The following is a 23,576-nucleotide window of genomic DNA, read 5'->3' as shown; positions in this document are numbered from 1 at the left end:
ACATCAGTTCGATGATGAAACAATCTCATCACGCGGGGAACGAATACCTTGTGACGAGGTTTCTCCCGCATTGGAATTTTCGGCGGAAAATCTGGAACCAGAAGACAACTCCAACGGAACCAGTTACATCGGAATTGGAAATCACCGTCGGTTTATCAGCCCCCCAAGTTTTGCCGACCTAGATTATTCATTGACGCTGCTGTTTTCAGCGCAGTAATATTCGATGCCCGAGGTCAAAATGTCAGAATTCACTTCCCAAATCAGTTGTATCCTCAACAAGAAAACAGGTCCCGTATGGTCAACGGCACCTACAGCCTGTGTCTTTGAGGCGTTAGAGATCATGGCCGAAAGACAGGTGGGCGCACTTGTTGTCCTGGACGAGCACGGAAGGCTTGTCGGTATCCTCTCTGAACGGGACTATGCACGCAAGGTCATCCTCCAGGGACGCTCATCGAAAGAAACAGCCGTCCAAGAGATCATGAGTACCCCTGCGATCTTTGTTTCGCCCGACTACACAATCGCAGACTGCATGCAGATCATCTCGGAAAACCGCATTCGTCATCTTCCGGTTCTAGATGGGAATAAGATCGTTGGAATGATCTCGATAGGAGATCTTGTCAATTGGGTGATTTCAGAGCAGAGAGAAACGATTCGTCACCTGGAAGCATACATTTCCGGGATAGCATCTTAAGTGCTCAAGATGGTGAAGGCAATATTCTTTCATAGATGCGAGTGAGCTGTCCTTCCTAAGAGATGTACTCACTCTGTTGCGAGGTCTGATCTTCGCCATCGGTTGGATTGGATTTCGGCTGATTAAGAACGAAATAGAATGTTGCACCACCTCCTGGGACACCATCAGCCCAGATGCGTCCAGCATGCCTTTGAATGATCCGTTGAACGATTGCCAGTCCAACTCCGGTTCCTGGAAACTCTTTTCGGTCATGTAGTCGTTGAAAGATCTCAAAGAGCTTATTAGCATATTGCATATCGAATCCCGCTCCGTTATCTCGAACAAAGAAGATCTGTCCGGCGCTGTCTTGCCGCGCTCCGAATTCGATGTGTCCATCGGCCCTCTTCGAGGTGAACTTCCAGGCATTACCCAACAGATTATCGAGAGCTGAACGTAAGAGTGTCCTGTCGCCCTCGACTACCAGATTGGGAGTAATCGTCCAGGTCGTCTTGCGCCCCGGCTCTGCAGCTTTCAATTGGGAGAGAATCTCTTCGGCCAAAGCACTCAGGTCTACCTGTTCCCGAATTATCTGAGCTCTTGCTGTTCTGGCAAGAGTCAGCAGATCGTCGATAAGCCGATCCATTCTTTCCGAAGCATCTCGAATACGCTTCAAATACGACTTTCCAGTTTCGTCGAGATTGTCGGTGTAATCTTCCTGCAATGCGACGCAAAAGCCATTGATCGACCGCAGAGGCGAACGCAGATCATGAGAAACGGAGTAGCTAAAGGTCTCAAGCTCTTTGTTCGCGGAGATGAGTTCGATATTACGAAGCACCATTTCTTGATTCAGCTTTCGAATTTCGTCTTGAGCCTTTTTGCGCTCTGTTATGTCGCGGATCGCACTTGATACCAGAATCCCCTCTTCCGTATTGAGTGGGCTCAAGCTAATCTCTACAGGAAATTCCTCCCCATTCTTGCGAAGACCATAGAGTTCCAATCCTGCACCCATTGGCCGGGCCTGAGGATGGTTGAAGAAACGTGCCATATGTCCACCATGGCTGCTTCTATAACGATCCGGGATGAGGAAGTCGACGCCCTGACCGACCAATTCGTCTTTTCTATATCCAAAAACCCTCTCCGTTTGTGCGTTTGCCAGAACGATCTTCCCTGTCTGGTCTACAACTACAACTGAATCCGGAGCCGATTCCAGGAGTCCACGAAATTTCGTTTCGGCATATTTCCGATCCTTAATCTCGTTCTCCAGTGCTGTATTCATTTCCTGGAGTTTAGTGGGAGTCGGAACAGCAAGGATTTTCGGCACTAGAGGAACCAGAGCAATGGCTGTGGACACCGACAAAATGGCGGTAATTCCCTTGATCACTCCAGAAGTAACATAATCCGGATGCCAGACTGTCCACACTTCCATTAAGTGTGTAGTGCCGCATCCAAGAATGAAGGCTCCAAACATCACAAACGGCCAATGGAAGGGGAGATCCCGTCGTTTCCGAACGATATATATCAGGAGAATTGGAATACAGTAGTAAGCGAGTGTAATCAAGCTATCGGAGATAACATGGAGCCACAAGACAGACGGGTTCCACTGATAGCAGTAACCATGAGGCATGAAATCCGGGAAAGATAGCAATATGAGCAGTTCCAAAGATTTACCCCACTCGGCCGCATCAAATCGGCTGTTTCTCTACAATCCTGCAGGTAAAGCAATTTAGCCAGCCTGCAGCTAACTTCATTTCATCTTGCGGGTAAAACTTTAATCTCTGTTCTTAAGTTCCGAAATGAAACCTACCTAATTTCTCTCTATATAACCATCCTGCTCAGCGCGAAACAAATAGAATTTGCTATTCAGAACACTTCTATTATGATGACGCGAACGACAATGACAAGCATAGAAGAGCATACTTTTTATTTCGACCTCCTCAAGACCGCCATTGAAGAAGCACGTAAAGGTCTTGCCGAAGGAGGTATTCCCATTGGCGCTGCAATTTTCCGTCAAGATGGCCAGCTGTTAAGCTCAGGTCATAACCGTCGCATTCAAGAAAACGATCCCTCCATCCATGGAGAGACCGATGCCTTCCGTCGTGCAGGCCGTCAACGCTCTTATCGCAGTTTAATTATGGTCACAACGCTTGCTCCCTGCTGGTACTGTAGCGGACTAATCCGGCAATTTCGTATCGGTACAGTCGTAGTAGGAGAGAGCCGTAATTTTCAGGGAGGAATCGACTGGCTCCGGCAGGCGGGCGTAAAGATAATAGACTTGGATTCACAGGAATGCGCTTCAATGCTATCTGAATATATCCGAAGATATCCTGAAGTTTGGAACGAAGATATTGGTGAGGAATAACAGCAAGAAGAAATATGCCGGGATTCACAAGAGCTGTAACGACTCTGGAACTCAAGCGGTTTTCAGTTTTACCTGCGTGCTTCCCTGCTGCTTATTCTTCCGCCGTTCACCAAGTAATCCTGTAAATGCCAACAGATCCTGATCCCGATTACGGGCTGAAATAAGCTGCATGCCACCTTCCGGCATTGGTACGGTCACAACGGGCTGCCCCGACAAGCTTGCCGGAACGGTATAGCGCAAAAGACGCTGGCGAGTTTTACTATGGTCGGCACCAGCAGCCAGTATGCATACCGGAGTTGCGGGCATAAGAACAAAATCATATTCGGCAAGCAGATTATCCATGCGAGCGCGAAATGCCACATGCTTCTCACGAAGAGCGTCGACCGCTTCCATCGAAAGCGAAGATCCCCACATCAGACGGTCACGGATCGAGCTCTCAAAAGCATCGAAATTACCGGCATGGATTTGGGCAGCTTCATGAGCCTGAATACCGGCGAAGATCTCAATCAGATCGGTCCACCACGAAACATCGATCTCTGTTAATTGGGCTCCGGACCTCCGTAACTCATCCTGAAAATCAGCCATGTTGGCGAGAACGGAATCTTCACAGTCCGACAAGAATGATTGAGAAACGACACCGATCCGAGGAACGGAAAGCACCTGCTCTGACACAGGAAGATCAAACAAGGCACTGGCAAGCAGTGGACCGTCCTCCAGATCCCGATATAGCCAACCAATGGTGTCAAAGGAATGAGCTAAATGTGCAGCTCCTTGCCACGATCCCGTCCCCAAAGAAGAACGATATCCAGCGAGACCGCAGAGCGCTGCAGGAACTCGTATGGATCCGCCTGTATCCGTTCCGATGGCCGCCAAGGCGGACCCTTCCTGGACACTGGCTGCTGCTCCGGAAGATGACCCCCCAGTAAGCCAGCTGGAGTTGCGAGGTTGGACGCAGTCGCCAAACTCCGGATTCTCCCCGGTGATGCCATAGGCCAACGGATGTAGGTGGGTCTTTCCAATGATTACAGCACCGGCTTGTCGCAGCTTTCGGGCGACCCAGGAGTCATTTTGGCCGATTCCGTTCTTACTTTCGTAAAAGCGCGTCCCGCAGGTGGTTGGTGTCCCGGCTACATCGAAACAATCCTTTATGGAGACAGGAATGCCGTAGAGTGGTGGACGTTCGGTAATATCCGGGTAATAGGAGGGTAATAACCCGGCCTTCAGACATATGTCTTCTCTGTCCTGCCACAAGTAGACATTTTTTCCGGCGTTGCTATTTGCCCGCTTGAGAATGCCAGTGGCGACCTCCAGAGGGGAGATCTGCCCGAGAACCAAGGCATCCTGTAACAGCGATAGTTCCGTCGGAGTCATGCAAGAATTCTACGGTGTTTTTCGGAAAATGGTTGAACGATCCTCGGGTTTCAATCGTTCTTTTATTGTGTCGGAAATCGTCACAACAAATCTGAATTCGGCTAAATTCGTGACCACACATGCAATACCTGCCCGCCTCCTGGCACCAGATCAGATAAAGTGAATGCTGTATTACGAATACCATTGGGAGAGGTTCATGAGGATTGGCTGTAGCCGCCTGATATTACGTTCTTTACTTGCGGGAGCTTTTACCGTAACCACTTTATTCGGAGCATTTTGTAAAACCTCTGTTGCGCAGGCAAACTCCCCTACCGCCTTCGATAGCGTAAATCCCTTCATTGGCACAGGGGAAGATGGACATACCTTTCCCGGGGCAACAGTCCCTTTCGGCATGGTCCAGCTCAGCCCTGATACCCAGATCCGGCATTTCAAGCAAAGCTATAAGTGGTCTGCGGGTTATCGCTATGAAGACACGACAATTCTCGGCTTCTCTCACACGCATTTCTCAGGAGCCGGACACTCTGATCTGGGAGATTTTCTCCTTCAACCGATTTCGGGAGAAGTACGGCTGGAACCTGGAGAGATAGATAAGCCCGGTTCGGGATATCGCTCTCAATTCCGGCACAGTACGGAAGAAGCTCATCCCGGTTATTATGCTGTAACACTCGAAGACTATAGAGTTCGTGCCGAATTGACATCTACAGCGCGTGTGGGTGTTCATCGGTACACCTTTCCGACCGATCAGAACTCTCATCTTCTGATGGATCTTCGCTCTGCGATCTATAACTATCCGGGTAAGGTCCTGTGGTCCAGGATTCGAGTCCGCGAAGATGGAACCATCACAGGGATGAGAGAAACCCGCGGATGGGCTCCCGGCCGTCAACTCTATTTTGCGATGCGCTTCTCCAGGCCCGTAACGGGGCATAAGCTTTATGATCGTGAAGCCCTTCCCATTGAATACAAGGGATTTCGTACTCCTGGAACCAGTCCGGAAGATACGCAGTCGATCGAGGGACGCGGGCTTGTCGCGGTCTTTGACTTTGGCCAACTTTCCGAACCTCTGGTTGTGACGCTGGCACTTTCTCCTACAAGTGAGGACCATGCCATCGCAAATCTTCAGGCCGAAGTTCCCGGCTTCGATTTCGACAAGGTTAGGAATGAAGCACGCAAGTCTTGGGAGCAGGCTCTTGCGGCCATCGATATTCAAGCTTTGCCTGCACAGAAAGTGCAGTTCTACACCTCGCTTTATCACACGCTGATGGCTCCCAGCATCTCAATGGATGTCGATGGAAGCTATCGTGGCCCTGATAATCAGGTGCATCGTGCAAACGGGTTCCAGTTTGTCTCGACCTTTTCCCTCTGGGATACGTATCGTGCCGAGCAGCCTCTGATGACGCTGATTCAACCGGAGAGCAGAACGGTTGATGTAGTCCGCTCTCTCCTTGAATCTCAAAAAGAGAGTCCCTTTGGAATTCTTCCCATCTGGCAATTCCAGGGTATCGAGACCTGGTGCATGATCGGCTATCATGCCGTACCGGAAATCGCAGATGCCTATATGAAAGGTATTCGTGGTTTCGATGCAGATCAGGCACTCAATGCGATGGTGGCCAGTGCTACTTATGGCCCGTACGGACACCTTGAAGACTATATGAAGCTAGGCTTCGTTCCTGCAGATAAAGACGCCGAGGGAGTCTCAAAAACAGTTGAATATGCCTACGACGATTGGACCATTGCTCGCATGGCCCGCCAGATGGGAAGAACTGTGATAGCCGAGCGCTTCGAGAAACGTGCGCAGAACTGGCGGAATGTCTTTGATCCCAAGATCGGCTTTGTACGACCCAGAAACGCCGATGGTTCCTATCGAGAGCCCTTTGATCCAGCTCGCGCCGGAGCAGGAAGCGGCTTCACAGAAGGTAATGCCTGGCAGTACTCCTGGTACGAGCCCCAAGACGAAGCCGGTTTGAGTCATTTTTTGGGTGGCGATGACAACCTTGTCATGAAACTGGATGCGATGTTCAACGCCAAAGTCGATCCCAAACAATACGCCGATGTCGAGGATATTGCAGGACTCATCGGGCAGTACATTCACGGCAATGAGCCCAGTCACCACCTCGCTTATCTCTACACTTATGCCGGTCAACCCTGGCGCAGCCAGGAACGGCTGAAGCAGATTGTAGACAGCCAATATAAGAATGCTCCGGACGGCCTCGTTGGCAATGACGACCTTGGGCAGATGTCTGCATGGCTTCTCTTCACTTCCCTGGGCTTTTATCCTGTAACTCCGGCTTCAAACGAGTATGTTCTTGGCCGTCCATTTGTCGAGCATGCAACGATGAAGCTGCCCAACGGCAAGCTCTTCCGGGTGATTGCAGAAAATCTCAATGACAAGAACCTGTATGTCTCCCGCGTGACTCTCAATGGAAAACCTCTCACACGTACCTATCTTCGGCATGAAGAGATTATGGAAGGTGGAGAGCTACGCTTTACGATGAGCAATAAACCCAACAAGGACTGGGGCCGGGAAAACAGTGCAAGGCCTTATTCCATATCATCGGGGAAATAACTACATATTTCCATTCTTCCGGCCAATGCAAGGCCGGAAGAATGTGCATCTGTGATTGCCAGGGATGTGATTCCAAGTCGCATTCCTGGCAAAGATCTAGAAGCGGAATAAGTAATTAAATTTCACATAGAGGCTTCGCTGATCGTTCAGCAGCGAATTCCGCGTGCGTGGAAGAATTGGCTGCTTCTCGTCGCAGAATCCATCTTCCTGCCGGGTACAAAGCTTCGGATCCAGATTTAGATAATCGCTGGTATAGCCGATGTAAAACGCAGTTCCGGGATGCGGAAGATAAGTTAGCAGGATGTTGCTATAGATATCTTTGTTCGGCTCCAGGCTTGTGAACTCCGCATTTGGCAGCGTAGCAAGATACTGGCCGATGAAATTCAGCGACCACATTTTGTTCATCTGAAAATTCCAGCGAGCCACAACTTGATGATTGTCGTAGGCGACTCGGCCTGTTTGCGGGTCAGTGAAACGGTCGAATTGATAGGTGCTAAGTAAGTCGAGTTGCTGAACCGGCTTGATTTCGAGATTGACGTGTCCCGATTGAACGCCTACCGGCGAAGGAGCATCTCCTGACTTCGGGTTATAGTTAATCTCCTCGCCAGCATAAGAATTTAGTCCAATTGCCAATGCCGGAATCGGTGAGGTATAGAAGTCAGCGCCAGCAGCATGATTGTGATACTCGACATTCCCTGCCAACTCCGAGTAGTCATTGGGACGAAGTCGTTCCTGACCTGATTCCGCCCACACGGACAGATTGGTGCGATGCTTAAAGTTCAGGTTATAAGTTGGATCGAAATAGAAGTCGAGTGGCAGTCCGGAATGATCCCAAATCCGCTCCGAATAGATATGGAAACCATGCGAAAGCAGCGGTCCTCGTTCCGGACGAAAGGTATAGCTGAAGGCTCCATTCGGTTCACGAATATCGGGACGCGTGAAAAAACCTGTCTCCGTCAAATATCCTGCCGCCGTGTCCTGATAATTGAACCAGAAGCTGCGATGCCGGTCGGAATAGCTGACGGAATGGAGATAAGCCTGCCCGCTCTGCCATTCGTTATCAGTATTTAAGGAAGCAGCGGTAAGCGCCTGACCGGAAAGTGTCCATCGATCATGTAAGCGGGTTCGATAGTCCAAACCGCCATTTCTGCTATAGGAGTTCCGGTATTCACGATCGGCGAAGATGACGCCCAGATTCGACTGTGTACCAATGTCGCGATTGGCTCGGGCAACATAGAAATGTGCCCGTGAACCATACTGCGGATCGCGCTTGGGAACATCAAGTCCGGGATTCCGGTCGTCGACACTCAATATGCCAAGAGCCAGACCTCCAAATTTGCCGGTCAGCCGTTGGCCGAACTGCGGCCTTACGATATTTGGCGTGTAATACAGGCTCAGCGGAGTGCTAAAGTAACTGGCATTTTCAATAAAGAAGGGCCGCAACTCCGGATAGTAGTACTGGAAGCGTTGATTGGGAGGTGCTGGGTTATTAACCCCAATCTGGCTGAAATCGGGGTTGAAAGTCATGTCCAGTACCAGGCTGTTATGCAGAACAGATTTACTGTCGAGGCCCGAATATCCTTGCAGGTGCTTTTCACTAAAGAAGGGATTAACGTCGTCGACCCTATTCAGTTCCCGATAGCTGTGGGCAATGCCGTAGGGCTGAAACTGCCAATTCTTGCCTCTCTCGATGGCTTCAAAGCCCTCGGCCTCAGCTGCCTGTGTCAGCTGTCCGGCAACATCGTATTTCAATTCCGGCCAGAAAGCAGACTCGTTCTTACGGGTAATTCCCCTCTGCAGCTGAATGCCCCAAACCCTGGCCGTTCCGGAAGGAACATTAGCAAAACGTAAACTCGCGAACGGAACACGCATCAAGACCACATATCCGTCGGGCAGCTTAGCTCCCCAGGTGTCCCAAACCGTGTCGAAGGAGTAATCGGAACCTGTCTGCTCGGTATAGAGAGCATCTGCCTGGACACCGAAAGGATTCGCTTTAAAGATAAAGGCCCGGCGATTGTCATGGAAGGTGTCCAACATGATCTGGACATAATCATCGTCACTCAAGGAATCGCGTTTGAGCAGATGAGCACGAATGCCCGAGGTATCGCTGTCCTTGCAGAGGAACGCCACATAGAGATGTTCATGGGTATAGCCCAGATACGCGACGGTTGGCTCGCTGACCGGGTCGCCGTCTTCAGGATAGTGCTCGACAAAGTTATCGATCCGCAACATCCTTCGAGCCACCTCCGACCGCGGCGACTCAACCAGAAAATCCTTGAGCGCTGGAGGCTCAGGAAGCAACGGAACGAAAACCCGAGGAGCTCTTCCAGTAGAAGAAGGAAGGACCACGGAAACACCTTCACGGCTTGTCACTCTTGAAGTGCCGTCGGAAAGATTCGCTGTTTCGGCAGCTTTCGAAGGTGAACCTGCCATCCCCGCCACAGGCAAGAGCAGAAAAAGAGGAAGGAAGAAGAGCGCGGGTCTTCTCCACCGACTGAAAGCCAGATTTTGTAAGCCATGGAATCCGGTCATCAGATAAACTTCCCTTTCGGTTCGGCTGGGCGGAGCTGGCGCATTGGCCTGAACGGTACCCTTATGGTATCGGCAGAATGACAACGAAATCAAAAATTCTGTCCCTATCGGGGACACTTTGTTTCCAGATTACAGAGCATACTTGAGCCCGCCGTTTTGTCCTCAAAGCAGTATAGGAGCCCCCATCTTGAGGACCATCGAATGCAGTAGAGTAAAGCTGTACTAACTCGATCCCCCCTCTTGGTTACGACCTGCCCCCAAATCGAGGTCGCCTGAGACTGGAGTTTGAATGAAAGCACTTGTGAAGAGCCGGAGCGAACGAGGCTTATGGCTGGAAGATGTTCCCGTCCCCAGCATTGGAATCAATGATGTGCTTATCCGTGTGCTCTGTACCGGTATTTGCGGTACAGACATGCATATATATAACTGGGACGACTGGGCAAAGAGGACCATCCCCGTTCCCATGGTTATCGGACACGAATTTGTCGGAGAAATTGTTGAGGTCGGCTCAAACGTAAATGATTTTCATCCTGGCGACCTCGTTAGCGGAGAAGGTCATGTAGTCTGCGGACGTTGCAGAAACTGCCTTGCCGGAAGGCGTCACCTTTGCGCACATACTCAGGGAGTAGGCGTAAATCGCCCCGGAGCCTTCGCGGAATTTGTGGCTCTCCCCATGAGCAATATCTGGCGGCATAGTCCCCACATGCCACATGAAGTAGCCGCAATCTTCGATCCATTTGGCAATGCTGTGCATACTGCCCTGTCCTTCCCCGTACTTGGAGAGGATGTTCTGATTACGGGAGCAGGACCAATAGGAATTATGACGATTCCGGTAGTAAAGCACGCCGGTGCACGTCATATTGTGATTACGGACATGAATCCCTTCCGCCTGGAACTGGCACGAAAAATGGGAGCAACACTAGCCGTCAATCCCGTCGAGATGCCATTAGAAACGGTCCAGAAAGAGCTGGGTATGCAGGAAGGTTTTGACGTGGGACTGGAGATGTCCGGCAATCCGGCCGCTCTTCGGGAAATGATTCGCAATATGAGTCATGGCGGCAAGATCGCTATCCTGGGCATCCCCGCAAAAGAGTCTCCGACGGACTGGTCTCAGGTGATCTTTAATATGCTTACGATTAAAGGCATCTATGGCCGCGAAATGTACGAGACTTGGTACAAGATGGCCATGCTTGTAGAGATGGGTGTCGATATCACGCCGGTCATTACACATCGCTTCGGTTATGAGGATTTTGAAAACGGCTTCGCTGCAATGAACTCCGGCCAGACCGGGAAGGTAATCCTCGATTGGAGTAAAGCAGGGGCGTAACGGCAAGATCTTTGCGGCAAACACTGGCTGACAATAAGGTACTTCTCTTAGCGGCTCTATTGTCAGCCAGTTGATTTCAGTGCTAACTGAGCAGCGTGATAACCGCACATCCCATGTACGCCACCTCCGGGAGGTGTCGACGAGGAGCAAATATAGATATTGTCCGCCGAGGTGCGGTAATACTTCATAGTCGGACGCAGTAGAAACTGCTTCATGCTCACGGATCCGCCGCCAATATCGCCTCCCACCAGGTTGGCGTCCATGATCTCCAGTGCTGCAGGAAAGAAAACCCGTCGCGCCAGAATGCAATCACGGAACCCAGGAGCAAAACGTTCGATCTGCGATTCCAATCGAGGCAGCATATCGAATTCGGAACCGTTGGGGGTGTGGCAGTAGGCCCAGGCAGTATGCTTGTCCTTCGGAGCACGGCTGGTGTCGAATAAAGTCGGTTGTGCCAATAGGACAACCGGCTTTTCCGCGTGCTTTCCATGGCTCATCGCAAATTCTGAGGAAACGAACTCCTCCAGTGATCCACCAAGATGGACGGTGGCGGCTCGAAAACACTCTTTGGCTTTCCATGGAATCGGCTCTGAAAGAGCATAGTCTACCTTGAAGACACCAGGGCCATAGCGGTAGTTCTTCAGTTCCCTTCTATACCCTTCAGAGAAATGCCGTCCGGCAATCCCCAGCAACTGCCGGGGCGTAACATCGCAAAGAGTCAGATCATATCCCTGCAAGCTGTCGAGAGTTTCTATCGGATTCGAGGTAATCACCCTTCCGCCTAAGGTCTCCAGATAGCCACAAAGAGCATTTGTAATCGACTGCGATCCTTTTTGCGCAATCGGCCAGCCGACCGCATGCGCTGCGGCACCAAGCACAAGAGCAAAGGCGCCGCTCATCACATTGTTCAGGTCAAGGAAGGAGTGAGCTGCTAACCCGGCAAATAATGCTTGTGTCCGTATATCTCGAAATTCCAATTTAGCAAGCAGAGATGCCGGCAACATGGCTCTCCAACCAAAGCTGGCTAACAGGAGAGGATGCTTCGGTAAATGAAGGACCGGCTTCAAGATCTCTAGAGATAAAGACTCCCACTTACTCGAAAGAGGTTCGAAGAGGCGACGCCAACGGCTTCCGTCTTTCCCCAACACCGATTCCATCTCTCGGAAATCACGCTCCAGTGTTATAGCAGTTCCATCATCAAAAGGATGGGCCAGAGCTGCGGGAGAATGAATCCAGTTAAGACCGAAGCGTTCGAGCGGTAAGGTACGGAAGAAGGGAGAACCCGCTGTCATCGGAAAGACCGCAGCCCCAAAGTCGTGACAAAACCCTGGCAGGGTAAGCTCCAAGGTGCGAACAGCGCCGCCAGCCTGTGCCTGTGCCTCGAATACCTCGACACTGCACCCGGCTTGAGCCAGTGCGATAGCAGCTGAGAGTCCATTAGGACCAGCACCAATCACAGCAGCCTTTAACGAACCGGGCACTCGACCTGCGACCTCAAAATCTTTCTGCACCAAAGCTCCTCTTCCAGACGTACTGGAAAACCGCCCTTTTTATATCAGTGACGAACTTACCGATGACTCGGCAAGGGATCCGGCCAAGCCTCTATTCGTGGGCCACCCTCGGGATCGAGCTTTAGCGTTGGAGCATAAACACCCAGCAGCTTTCGTTTCCACCATGTACCCTCGGTTCTCTTCTCCTCAAGACTTGTAAACCAATACTGCCAAAGAACTGCTCGCACATATACCGGAGGATGCGAGGAGAAGGGGTTGGATGCAAATAATGCCAGAACATCCGGGCTCCCTCTTAATAGTTGAATTTCTGTGTTCGGAACGATTCCATTCGCGTCCCATGACTCCAGAGAAGCAAACCATAAATTCCAATCGAACCTCGGCTGATACGGGGCATAAATACGTGGCGGTAAGGACGGATCCTGTGGTTTATATCGAAAGCGATAAGCAATCCAGGTTTGTCCATCGTTGGAGCCCTGAAACTCTATTTCGTAACGTCCTCTGGTCATTACTGCAAAGAGGCCATACTGATTTGCAATTCGAAAGGGCTCCAATACTGCGACCGGACCTGTTGGAAGAATCGGAGCAGGATGCAGGATTCCAAGCATCTCTACGCACGTGACGTAAGCGATCCAGCTCAGCATTATTCCGGAAAGGCCAAGGCGTAACCATATAAAGGAGGCAATCCGTTCCGATGGTTCAATACTGTCGTTTGCTTTCGCGTCGACAAAACCACAATTATTCGCAATCGCCGCAGGCAGAAATCGGAAGAGGAAACGATCGTCAAGGAGCAGAACACCCAAAGCCAGGACCAGGTAATTCAGGAAGGCATAATTGGCGGTCAGAATAACTCCGATCTCCCACGGAGTAACGATAAAGAAACAAATGATTCTCCATCGTCTAGGTAAAAGGAACATCCATACAATGGCCAACTCCATAATTAGCGTTGCAAAAGCAGTCGTTAGGTGAAACCAATACGGCAGGTGCTGCATATACCAGCCAACCCATGTCGGAAGAGGGGCGTTCTGGTAATAGTCGTACATCGCGGAAAGATTGCGCCATTCCGGATCGCCGCTGGCCAGTTTCACCAGTCCGGATTCGAAGTAGATGCGAAACCACTCCCAGGAGAGCAGGAAGAACGGAGCCCGCGATGGTGCATCCTCTTCCCCTAATCCGGGAAAGACTCCCTTGGGCGCAAAGAAAAGGGAGAGGAAGCCAGCTTCAAGCAACATGCCATCGGATTGATAAGCAGAAAAATCCTGTGCAGCTGAGACAAACGACAGGAAGCAAAGAAGGCACAGGAAGAGCGAAAGACGTGGCCATAAATTCGCTATTAGGAGCAGTGACGCGAGCATGCCGATCCAACAGAGCGCCATCAGCATCACAGAACCGGAAGAAAGCCACAACAAGCTGGGAACGTACCAGAAACGCAGCCAGCCCAAAGCATGTGCAATTGCCTGTAAATAATGATCTACCGCAAGAATTCCCTGCGGGCCAATGAGACCTCTGATCTGAAAGGCCAAGGCAAAGAAGGCCGAGAAATAAATAGCACCAAGAGCACGCAAAAAGATCCATCGGGCTACCAGGTGCCCGGGAAGCCCCGGATCATGGCCAAAGAGCCATATCAATCTCCGTTCTATTTTCCCTTGCATGATTGCTTAGAGGCTGCACAGTGTTCGGCCTTTGTCTGCGAAGAGGTGGCTCAAATCGTGTTTCCCTCTGGCTTGGTACAGAGAAATACGATGTTTCACATCCGTTTGCCGGACGTGTTCTAGTGCTCGCAGTGCAAGCAGCCAATGATCAGAGGGTAATTACGTAATTCTGTTTTCATTCATTTCATCAAAAAGGTTTCCAGAATGCTTTCCCCTGGCTTCTAGAGTCGTGGTGTGCAACTTTTGCAATTTCAATTAGATAACAACAGTAATGCAAACCTCTTTCGAGGGACCGGGAAAGACGGTTTTCTTTGCTGTTGATAACACTTTTGTTCAAGCCACTTATGGAGTAAAAGTTCTTGCTGCATGGTTAACAGAGAGAATAGATTCCGAATCCTATTCAAGATGGCTTCTTTTTGCCGTGCCAAGGGAAGGAGGCATTTCGATGGACCCCATGGTCGACATCCCGACAGTTTCAGTTGTTGCGCGAGCGGCACAGCCCCTTTACTCACGTGAAGAGGAATACGCCTCTCTATTACGTGAAGCGGCAAAAGCTCGCATTGTCCTGTTGGGAGAGGCGACCCATGGAACACACGAGTTTTATCGAGAGAGGGCCTGGCTTACCAAGCGCTTAATTAAGGACTACGGGTTTTCAGCTATTGCAGTTGAAGCCGATTGGCCAGATGCCTATCGCATCAACCGGTTTATCTCCGGGACAGGTCCGGACCGTTCGGCACTCGATGCACTGGGCGATTTTCGACACTTCCCTGGCTGGATGTGGCGGAATATGGACATCCTTGCCTTTCTCGAATGGATGCACAAGCACAGTCCTAAACTTGCTCATCCGATTGGTTTCTATGGTCTCGATCTATACAGTCTCCATGCATCAATTCAAGCAGTCCTTAATTATCTGGATAGAGCCGATCCTGAAGCGGCACGGCGGGCACGATATCGCTATGGATGTTTCGATCAATTCGGTGAAGATACTCAAGCCGACGATTATGCAGCCAGCTTTAGCATGACAGAGGTTTGTCAAAACGCTGTGGTCGATCAATTGGTAGATAGGCTTCAGCACTCCACCGCCTTGTCGGGCCATGATGGCCAAGCGTCGTGTGCAGACTTTTTCTCCGCCGAGCAGAATGCCAGATTGATCAAGAATGCTGAGGAGTATTACCGCTCAATGTTCTCAGGCAGCACGGAATCGTGGAATCTTCGTGATCAGCACATGGCGGAGACCCTCGAAGAGATTCTCAATCATCTGGGAGCTGATGCAAAGATCATAGTCTGGGCACATAACTCACATTTGGGAGATGCACGTGCCACGGAAATGACCAAACGAGGAGAGGTGAATCTCGGACAACTTGTCCGGCAGCGCTATGGAGATAGTTCCTGCCTGATCGGCTTTACCACCTACTCCGGAGAGGTAACTGCTGCTTCAGACTGGGGAGCGCCTGCTGAGCGGAAAGTCGTAAATCGAGCGCTACCTCACAGCTACGAAGCAGTCTTCCACGAAACAGGCATTCAGGACTTCTTACTTTGTCTCAAAGAGGATCCCGCTGTAAAGATGGCATTATCCCGGCCGCGATTGGAGCGGGCAATCGGAGTCGTTTACCGACCAGAAGCGGAACGCGTAAGTCATTATTTCATGTGCCGTCTGGCTGAACAATTCGACTACATCATTCATTTTGATCGCACTCGAGCTCTGGTGCCGCTGGAAAAAAGCCAAAACTGGGAAGCGGGAGATATGCCGCAAACCTATCCGCATGCCGTATAGGTGGCACTACCCACTCGGGGGTACCTAATCGGGATACAGGTTGGACGGCGCACAACGTCAGGTGCGCATCCGAAAGAGTATGATGGCCATCGAGCAAAACCGGAGTTCCGTCATGGCTTCTGGACTGGTCATCGATCTCCCACAGCTACGCGGCGAAATGATTGCCGAAATCAAGAGAAGGAACATTCGGGATGAGCGTATTCTTAAAGCGCTTGAAGATGTTCCACGAGAAGAGTTTATTGCTTCCGAGCTGAAAGAAAGCGCGTATGCGGACACTCCCCTTCCCATTGGTTTAGGACAAACAATCTCACAACCCTTCATTGTTGCCTTCATGCTTGAACTCGCAAACCTGCAACCGACAGCGCGAGTGCTCGACGTTGGCACCGGCTCAGGATACGCCGCAGCCGTCACGGCCAGGATTGCAGAAAAAGTCTTCACTATTGAGCGTCAACAATCGCTATTCGAGCAAAGCCGGAAGAAGCTTCAGAAACTTGGATACATGAACGTTTTTACATGTTTGGGTGATGGAGCTCAGGGCTGGCCGGAAGAGGCACCTTTTGACGCAATTCTTGTTGCCGCAGCCTCGGATCGAATTCCTCCAGCTCTTCTTGGCCAGCTTAAAGCAGGAGGTAGACTAATTATTCCAGTCGGTGGTGCCAGAGCGCAAAAGCTTCTCCGGGTAATTCGTTCTAGCCAGGATCGTTACGAGGCGAAAGATTTTGGGCCGGTGAGTTTTGTCTCTCTCATTCATGAACTGTAGGTACTTCAGCTCACAAAAATTGCAGCTCAAAACAACTCGCTGATGCAATAGCTCCATCCCAATTTCTAGCTGAGTGAGCCTACTCACGAAGAGAAACCCTATGGCTGAAGAAGCGGGCACGAGTTCCGAGGCTGATCACTCGCTTCTCGCCAAAGGGTGATGTCAGCGGGATCGAACTGCTGAGCTTTATAAGGAACAACATCAGTTGCTGATCGTCCGTCGAGGAATTCTGCCATGGCGCACACGATTCAAAGCATTTCCGGACGCCTTCTGATTTGGATTAGTATCCTTCTCCTCAGCCTCTTCTTGTTCCTTTGGTTACTACTTGGGACTCCGACTCAGAGAGATAGCACACACCAGTCTGTTAACCAGACCCTCACAACACAAACTGAATTTTGCGCTTGAGATTTCGTGTATTTACATCCCTCAAGAAGAAGTGGGATGTGAAAACACTTGTCTTCCAAGATCTCATAATGGTACTGGGTAGGAATCTGGCTTGCTGAAGAGCTGCTATCGAAAACTGTCAAGCGACATCTAATCACTATGCAAACCGGTAAGCTTGATACGAAAAGACTACTTCGCAATATAGCCGGATATACATGCATCGTTGCTGGAATTGCAGGCTGCATTCTTCCAATTATTCCCGGAATTCCATTGCTCCTGGTCGGATTGGGATTGCTGGCAGTGCACAACCCGTGGGCTGCCAAGATCTTGCACTGGTTGAAGCAGCGCATTCATAAAGTCACGGAGAAACGGACAAAGACCACAGGACCAGATGCTCCCGCAAAGACAGACATCGAGACTGCGGAGTGGGAATAGGTTGGCACCAAATTGGAAAGTCCCACAGGTGTTGACTAGCATAGGTCGACACCTGTGGGACTTTTTATATTCACGAGGCAATTGACGGAGGGAGGAGTGCCTATCTCCCCTCGCCATCATTGCTTGTCTAGTATTGATCGAAGAAATTCGGCATTGTGTAGAATCCCAAATTCCAGTTCAGGTTCAGGTTGTCAAAGATGGAGCAGATCCAGCCAAACTGCTTGTCATCACAAATCCGGCTGAGACCATCCGGTATTCCCGTTCCGCTTAGGGTTGTAGAAAGCTTCAGATTGCTTTTGCCACTTAGCTTGGCATCCACAGAACCAGTGCGTTTGCCCAAGCGGGTGGGATGAAAGACAACGTTGATATTGCACGTCCCACCTACGACAAGCGTCTGGCCGCAGTTGTTAGTCTGTGCATAGTCGCCTACCGTTGACAGACGATTGATAGCAAGATTCACTTCTCCGGTATTCGAGAGCGTGAGAATCTGTCCATTCGAGTTGGTATGAAGTGTCGTGTACCCAAAATCTACTCGCGAAGGAGACAGGGTAGCTGATGTCTTGGGCGTAGGAATCAGGAAATAGCCAACCGCCGGATCATGATCCGAAACACGTTCTGGCCTTGTGCCGTCGTTGTAATAGATCACGGGGAAATCGGCGTTTACATGAGCATAGCTCACATGGGCTCCGTTGCTGACCAGATCCGATGTAACGACAACATGGTCAAGCACCTGTGCATTCCCGAATTCTACATATGACCAGCGCTGTTCCTTCGGCAGCAGAGTCACCAGGTCGGTCAAAGTTGGACTGACCAAACCGGCGGCTCCCGGTTGCACAACCTGATCGGAAGGAAGAGTGTTGCCTGTAACTGTTCCCATCACATCGGTATAGCCATCCGAAAACTCAAAGACGTTATAGTCTCCTACTGAGATCACATGCTCGCCGCTGCTCTGGTAACTCTGGATCAGCTTTGCCAGATATTCAGCTTGCAGCTCCTTCTTCAGACGAACGAAGGGACCGCTGGTTGCATCGTTCTCTCCGGAAAGTGAACGAAGGTGGTTGGAGATCACCGTTACAGGATAGTCAGTCGCTCCGGCACGTTTGATTCCGGCATGAAGAACAAGCGGAGGGCGATCATTTAGTGCCGAAGTGTTCCCCGATACAGGGTTGGTCATGACTTCGTCTTTTCCGAGTTGATCGACACTATTGACACTCACCCGGCCCGACTTCACCAGGAAGCCAACCGAGATCCCTCCAATATCGTCGGTAGTATCGGCAGCATAGGCTACATACTGCGGGTCTGGTTGTCCCGAAGCCTGAGCATCGGAGCTGATCTGAGCTGCGATATCGGTCGCCACAGACTTATTTTCGATCTCCTCAAGGCTTACGATATCCGGCATTCCCAGAACATTACGAATCGCGAGCGATACCTTAGACAAGCGCCGGGCATAGGCGTCCGGCGTGATATCGACCGCACTGCTTTTCTTTGTGCTCTTCGAGACTGGATCGTAGTAGAGATCGTCATTGGAGTTGGAGTTGAAGAACCGCTCAACATTGAAAGCCGCGACCGTGAACTCACTTGAGGCAGGAGCGGAAACCGGCTGCGCAACTGTCCCGCCGCTCAGGTTGCCGGTGCTGTTGTAGGCTTTGTCGAGAATCAAGCGTGCAGGATCGTAGTAGGTATCCGAACTGTAAGTTAAGTCGAGAATGCCTGTTGCGTTCTTCAGGAGCGTATTTGTTGTCAAATCGATGGCATTGCCACCAAGGAAAGTGGAATCTACCAGCAATCTTTCAGGATTATCGTCAAACCGGGCAACATTGGCTGGAGCATTACTTGGAAGAGTATCGCGCACGTCGATTCCCGGCTCGCGGAAGGGGCGTGCCGTTCCCGTGATTACGGCAAAGAACTGACCGTTCGACTTCTGTGTTTCGGAGGCTTCAGTCAGATTTCCGTCGGATCCAGAAATAGAAGTCAGCGAGTCCACCATGACACGCATCGATTCGTAAGGAGTGAGTTGGTAAAGCCCTCCAGTGGGAGTCAACATGGACGCGGTAATCTTTACAGGCGTTGGTAGAGCATTTCCCGTTGAGAGGAGATTGATGGTTAGCGGAGAACCTATCTCAGTCGCCGGAGTATGGCTGGCCGTGGGATATTCGCTGATCTTTCCCGTGACTTCCAGCTCATTGCCAATGACGGCTGTGGCCGGAACTTTTCCCGATCCCGTATAGACATAGATGCCTTCCGGAGTAGCCGGATCAGAATCGGCATCGGCATCACGCAACTGGAGGAAGAAGCCAGCTGAACCGACACCCGTAACGATACCGCTGGTCTTAATTTGTTGCCCAACGTAAGCCGAAGGTACGGCAGCCTGAATCGTATGAATAGGCACAAAGGAAATCGGGATGTTGACAGTCAGTGCGATGTTTGCCGTCGCAGTGCGTCCCTGCCCATCCGAAACAGATACTGGAAGAGAAAAAGCACCGCTAACCGTATTCCCAACCGTACTGCTGAAAGAAAAGATGCTGTCACCGGCAGTTACATCGCCGTGTGTGCCATCGTCATAGAAAAGCTGGCCGGAGACGCTTCCGATGCTTGTAAGATCTGCTGAAACCTGGATTCCACTGCTGGCAGGATTGCTACCCGGAGTGACGGTGACAGTGAGTAAGGTGCTATCGCCCTGTGTGATCGTCGCAGGAGTGGCTGAAGCTGTTGCGCTGATTGCTCCTGCTGGCAACGAATTATGTGGATTTGGTGTCCCGGTTGTGAAGTCAACACTATTGTTGTTGGTATCGACGGTGGGATCTTTGCGAATGGAGGCCGTAGTATTGCTGGGAGCGGGAGCATCGCCGGAACCCTCATAGCAATTTGCTGTTCCGTATCCAACAAAGTCGGCGATGGGGCTTCCTGTAGGACAAGCCCCGGTCAGAGCTGTCGTATTGCTAACCAGAGCAATTTTGCCGGTACTCGCTGAGAAGTTCGGAATCGAACTCTGATTCAGCGAGGTGGTCATCACAAAGTCAGGAGTGACCGGCAGATCGGCGGCAGAGGTGTTAGAGCCTGCAGCGCCCTGAATCAGGAAGTATCGTCCAGAAGGGACTATTACCGAGGGTAGCGCAACCGCATTCCAACTTGTGCCGCTGGCGGAAGCATATTGAACGGAATATCCCGCAAGACTGATGTCTGCGCCCGTCGGATTATAAAGCTCCAGATAATCGTACTTGTATGGCGCGCCGGAATTGCCTCCGCCTCCATATATCTGCGATACCACCAGACCCGATTGGGCAACGGCTGGAAGACTAATGAGAAAGACCAGAACAAAGATGCCTTGGAAGGCACGACGGAAGAATGGCATGAGCAGCTTCACCGCGTATAACCTCCGTAGAAAAGTTTCAGGAATACATGCCGCGCAGAACTGCCGCAGCACACTTCAGAATGGTGGTGGATGAGTCTATCTCCGGAGCTTGTCATTCATTCAACTGGAGATAGGGACGATATTTTTCGTGTGTCTTTGTAACACTCTAAGGGAAGAAGAGCAAGGAAGGATCGGGGGTGAGGCTGGAATTCATTGAAGATTGACAAACGCAAAAAAATGCTCACTTTGGATATTCTTTTGCATGACACACCTCCCTCCAGACAAGATATATAAAGGCGTATCTATTGTGACTTTATAACCTCACCAACATTGAGGAAGATAACGACGGCGCGATATATACAGATCAAAGTCCCTTAGTGAAAACGTAGAGAGTCTATCAATGGCGTTCACGACAAACTTTTGGCAGACAGCAGACAGCTCTTTCCAGACTGGCGGCACCACCCCGCAAACGACATATTGTGGGATATGCTATCGGCCTCTTTATGACCTCTTCAGGATTTATCGCTCCGATTCTAATGGCTACCGATCCTAGCTTGCGGCAGATGGGATTGGGCATATTTCTGATGATGACTTTCACCCTTATCGCTCCTCCCATTCTTCTCGCCTGGCGCCTCATCGTGAATCTCAGATACAACTCGACTCGATGGCCTCGGGATAGATGGCTTTGGGAATCTTCTTACCTTTGCAGGCGTTGCGGCAATATCTTCCAGCCAAACAAAGAATTTGTCGCCCAAGTCTTTTCTAACCAATAGTTTTACCCAGCTAGAGCTTTTGGACTTCGATACTGACCATATCAGAAACTCAAATGCTCTAGCTGAAGCAGAATGAGCAACGCTCGTTCTCTCCCCCTCCTAACCATAAGTGTCGCCAGAACATGCCAATCAAGGACCTCTCGGATTGAGCGACACTTCGGACCATCTCAGTTGCCAGAAGCACCTTCAGCACCGCATAGTGGAATGGTCCCAGATTTCGGAGGGCCACACGGCGTGACCGAGCCCTTCATTTATCTTTCGGATCGGAGGTCTACTAGATGGCACGAAATACTTCCCTTTCGACCAAAGTTCTCACTACCAATAAACACCTCATTCGTTGGGTCGAGAAGATGGCCGAACTCACACAGCCGGACTATGTTCATTGGATTGATGGTTCGGATGAGGAATACTCCTACCTGTGTGATCTATTAGTTGCCAATGGAACTTTCACGCGGCTCAATCAGGATCTGTGGCCGGGTTGCTTCTATGCCCGATCCGATCCTCGAGATGTGGCCAGAGTAGAAGAACGTACCTTCATTTGCTCTCTATCCAAAGATGATGCCGGACCAACCAACAACTGGGAAGAACCTTTCGTCATGCGACGCCGCCTTAAACAGCTCTTTCGCGGCTGCATGCGGGGTCGAACCATGTACGTGCTTGCCTACTGTATGGGACCGGTAGGATCTCCCTTCTCGCAGATCGGTGTCCAGCTAACCGATTCTGCCTACGCCGTCGTCAACATGCGAATCATGACCCGTATCGGCATGCCTGTCTTTGCCGAAATCGATAAGGACATCAAACGGGTAGTTCCCTGCATGCACTCGGTGGGAGTTCCTCTGGCTCAAGGACAAAAGGATGTTCCGTGGCCCTGCAATGACGAGAAGTACATCGTCCATTTTCCTGAAACCCGCGAGATCTGGTCATACGGTTCTGGATACGGCGGAAACGCACTACTCGGCAAAAAGTGCTTCGCTCTACGCATCGCTTCCAACATTGCTCACGACGAGGGATGGATGGCGGAACACATGCTCATTGTAGGAGTGGAAAATCCTCAGGGCGAAAAGACTTATGTGGCAGCGGCTTTTCCCTCCGCCTGTGGCAAGACAAATTTCGCAATGATGATTCCACCGAATGGCTTTGAAGGGTGGAAGATCTGGACGGTAGGCGACGACATCGCATGGATTCGCCCCGACGAAAAAGGTCAGCTGAGAGCCATCAATCCTGAAGCCGGATTCTTCGGCGTAGCTCCCGGGACAAGCGCCAAGACCAACCCCAATGCCGTGGCTACGCTACGCAAGAACACAATCTTTACGAATGTAGCCCTGACTCCGGAGGGTGGAGTGTGGTGGGAGGGGATGACGGACGATCCTCCTGCTGAGTGCATCGACTGGCGAGGTCAACGATGGACGCCGGAGATCGCCAAGCAGACGGGAGCAACTGCGGCACATCCCAATGGGAGATTCACCGCTCCTGCCTCACAATGTCCCACCATCGATCCCGACTGGGAGTCTCCGGAAGGAGTGCCTATCAGCGCCTTCATCTTTGGGGGTAGACGCTCGAAGACGATGCCGCTGGTCTACCAGGCTTTCAACTGGAGTGCAGGCGTCTACGTTGGAGCAACAATGGGCTCGGAAACCACAGCTGCAGCCAACGGCGAAGTCGGACGGGTACGCCGCGACCCGATGGCAATGCTGCCATTCTGCGGATACCACATGGGAGACTACTGGCGCCACTGGCTTAAGATGCAGAAGTCTCTTGAGGCTACTCCTCGCATCTTCCACGTCAATTGGTTTCGCAAGGACGAAAACGGAAAATTCCTTTGGCCGGGCTTCAGCGAAAACATGCGTGTGCTGAAGTGGATTATCGACAGGATTCACGGCCGCGCCCATGGCAAAGAGACTCCGATTGGATGGATTCCCTACTATGAAGATATTCAGTGGGAAGGGCTTGAATTTCCGCGGGAGAAGTTCGAACAACTGCAGCGGATAGACCGCGCTTTGTGGAAGTCCGAGGTTATTGGTCACGAAGAGCTCTTTATAGCCCTGCATGACAATCTTCCCCCGGAGATGATCTACGAGCGCGAACTGCTGATCTGTCGATTGTAGCCATGCCAGCT

Annotated in this window: 14 protein-coding genes; 8 read left to right on the top strand and 6 right to left on the bottom strand. The window is 51.0% G+C overall.

Annotated elements, in window-relative coordinates; all coding sequences use genetic code 11:
• The first annotated feature begins 238 nt into the window (after nucleotides 1-238).
• Nucleotides 239-691 (top strand): CBS domain-containing protein, encoded by a 453-nt coding sequence (locus AC6I7T_RS02450; protein WP_497791700.1) that lies wholly within the window; start codon nucleotides 239-241, stop codon nucleotides 689-691.
• Between the two features lie 55 nt (nucleotides 692-746).
• On the opposite strand, the gene AC6I7T_RS02445 is transcribed toward AC6I7T_RS02450, so the two are convergent.
• Complete coding sequence (locus tag AC6I7T_RS02445) at nucleotides 747-2,330, bottom strand: sensor histidine kinase (RefSeq protein ID WP_497791699.1); 1,584 nt, start codon at nucleotides 2,328-2,330, stop codon at nucleotides 747-749.
• Between the two features lie 216 nt (nucleotides 2,331-2,546).
• Here AC6I7T_RS02445 and AC6I7T_RS02440 point away from each other — a divergent pair, with 216 nt between their 5' ends.
• The gene (locus AC6I7T_RS02440) at nucleotides 2,547-3,029 is read left to right on the top strand and encodes a nucleoside deaminase (protein ID WP_497791698.1); all 483 of its coding nucleotides are present in this window, start codon (nucleotides 2,547-2,549) and stop codon (nucleotides 3,027-3,029) included.
• A 51-nt stretch (nucleotides 3,030-3,080) separates the two neighbouring features.
• Here AC6I7T_RS02440 and AC6I7T_RS02435 read toward each other — a convergent pair whose 3' ends face one another.
• On the bottom strand, nucleotides 3,081-4,400 hold the full coding sequence (locus AC6I7T_RS02435) for an amidase (RefSeq protein WP_497791697.1): 1,320 nt from the start codon (nucleotides 4,398-4,400) through the stop codon (nucleotides 3,081-3,083).
• A gap of 196 nt (nucleotides 4,401-4,596) precedes the next feature.
• On the opposite strand from AC6I7T_RS02435, the gene AC6I7T_RS02430 reads away from it, so the two are divergent.
• Complete coding sequence (locus tag AC6I7T_RS02430; RefSeq protein ID WP_497791696.1) at nucleotides 4,597-6,963, top strand: GH92 family glycosyl hydrolase; 2,367 nt, start codon at nucleotides 4,597-4,599, stop codon at nucleotides 6,961-6,963.
• A gap of 96 nt (nucleotides 6,964-7,059) precedes the next feature.
• On the opposite strand, the gene AC6I7T_RS02425 is transcribed toward AC6I7T_RS02430, so the two are convergent.
• A complete protein-coding gene (locus AC6I7T_RS02425) occupies nucleotides 7,060-9,495 on the bottom strand; it encodes a carbohydrate binding family 9 domain-containing protein (RefSeq protein WP_497791695.1) in 2,436 nt (811 codons plus the stop codon).
• Nucleotides 9,496-9,784: 289 nt separating this feature from the next.
• Here AC6I7T_RS02425 and tdh point away from each other — a divergent pair, with 289 nt between their 5' ends.
• The gene (tdh, locus tag AC6I7T_RS02420; protein ID WP_497791694.1) at nucleotides 9,785-10,822 is read left to right on the top strand and encodes an L-threonine 3-dehydrogenase; all 1,038 of its coding nucleotides are present in this window, start codon (nucleotides 9,785-9,787) and stop codon (nucleotides 10,820-10,822) included.
• 62 nt (nucleotides 10,823-10,884) lie between these two features.
• Here the strand turns inward: tdh and AC6I7T_RS02415 are convergent, their stop codons facing one another.
• Entirely contained in the window at nucleotides 10,885-12,333 is a 1,449-nt protein-coding gene (locus AC6I7T_RS02415; RefSeq protein WP_497791693.1) for a phytoene desaturase family protein, read from the bottom strand.
• Between the two features lie 56 nt (nucleotides 12,334-12,389).
• Nucleotides 12,390-13,982, bottom strand: a complete 1,593-nt coding sequence (locus tag AC6I7T_RS02410) for a lipase maturation factor family protein (protein WP_497791692.1) — start codon at nucleotides 13,980-13,982, stop codon at nucleotides 12,390-12,392.
• Between the two features lie 445 nt (nucleotides 13,983-14,427).
• Between AC6I7T_RS02410 and AC6I7T_RS02405 the strand changes: the two genes are divergently transcribed.
• From AC6I7T_RS02405 to AC6I7T_RS02395, 3 genes are all read left to right on the top strand, one after another.
• The gene (locus AC6I7T_RS02405; RefSeq protein ID WP_497791691.1) at nucleotides 14,428-15,756 is read left to right on the top strand and encodes an erythromycin esterase family protein; all 1,329 of its coding nucleotides are present in this window, start codon (nucleotides 14,428-14,430) and stop codon (nucleotides 15,754-15,756) included.
• A gap of 112 nt (nucleotides 15,757-15,868) precedes the next feature.
• A complete protein-coding gene (locus AC6I7T_RS02400; protein ID WP_497791690.1) occupies nucleotides 15,869-16,516 on the top strand; it encodes a protein-L-isoaspartate(D-aspartate) O-methyltransferase in 648 nt (215 codons plus the stop codon).
• A gap of 543 nt (nucleotides 16,517-17,059) precedes the next feature.
• Nucleotides 17,060-17,335, top strand: coding sequence for a PGPGW domain-containing protein (locus AC6I7T_RS02395; protein ID WP_497791689.1), 276 nt, complete (start codon nucleotides 17,060-17,062; stop codon nucleotides 17,333-17,335).
• A gap of 127 nt (nucleotides 17,336-17,462) precedes the next feature.
• Here the strand turns inward: AC6I7T_RS02395 and AC6I7T_RS02390 are convergent, their stop codons facing one another.
• Entirely contained in the window at nucleotides 17,463-20,699 is a 3,237-nt protein-coding gene (locus AC6I7T_RS02390) for a choice-of-anchor D domain-containing protein (RefSeq protein WP_497791687.1), read from the bottom strand.
• Between the two features lie 1,039 nt (nucleotides 20,700-21,738).
• Here AC6I7T_RS02390 and AC6I7T_RS02385 point away from each other — a divergent pair.
• Entirely contained in the window at nucleotides 21,739-23,565 is a 1,827-nt protein-coding gene (locus tag AC6I7T_RS02385; RefSeq protein ID WP_497791686.1) for a phosphoenolpyruvate carboxykinase (GTP), read from the top strand.
• Nucleotides 23,566-23,576: the final 11 nt, after the last annotated feature.

The sequence above is a fragment of the Humiphilus diazotrophicus genome, assembly GCF_059726315.1.
Note: the sequence above shows the minus strand (reverse complement) of the source record. Positions and strands in the feature narration are given on the sequence as shown.

Bases quoted from the DNA above. Each gene is read 5' to 3' on its own strand.
- AC6I7T_RS02435 (WP_497791697.1), bottom strand. From the start codon at position 4,400: ATGACTCCGACGGAACTATCGCTGTTACAGGATGCCTTGGTTCTCGGG.
- AC6I7T_RS02410 (WP_497791692.1), bottom strand. From the start codon at position 13,982: ATGCAAGGGAAAATAGAACGGAGATTGATATGGCTCTTTGGCCATGAT.
- AC6I7T_RS02430 (WP_497791696.1), top strand. From the start codon at position 4,597: ATGAGGATTGGCTGTAGCCGCCTGATATTACGTTCTTTACTTGCGGGA.
- AC6I7T_RS02425 (WP_497791695.1), bottom strand. From the start codon at position 9,495: ATGACCGGATTCCATGGCTTACAAAATCTGGCTTTCAGTCGGTGGAGA.
- AC6I7T_RS02400 (WP_497791690.1), top strand. From the start codon at position 15,869: ATGGCTTCTGGACTGGTCATCGATCTCCCACAGCTACGCGGCGAAATG.
- AC6I7T_RS02385 (WP_497791686.1), top strand. From the start codon at position 21,739: ATGGCACGAAATACTTCCCTTTCGACCAAAGTTCTCACTACCAATAAA.
- AC6I7T_RS02395 (WP_497791689.1), top strand. From the start codon at position 17,060: ATGCAAACCGGTAAGCTTGATACGAAAAGACTACTTCGCAATATAGCC.
- AC6I7T_RS02440 (WP_497791698.1), top strand. From the start codon at position 2,547: ATGATGACGCGAACGACAATGACAAGCATAGAAGAGCATACTTTTTAT.
- AC6I7T_RS02405 (WP_497791691.1), top strand. From the start codon at position 14,428: ATGGACCCCATGGTCGACATCCCGACAGTTTCAGTTGTTGCGCGAGCG.
- AC6I7T_RS02450 (WP_497791700.1), top strand. From the start codon at position 239: ATGTCAGAATTCACTTCCCAAATCAGTTGTATCCTCAACAAGAAAACA.
- tdh (WP_497791694.1), top strand. From the start codon at position 9,785: ATGAAAGCACTTGTGAAGAGCCGGAGCGAACGAGGCTTATGGCTGGAA.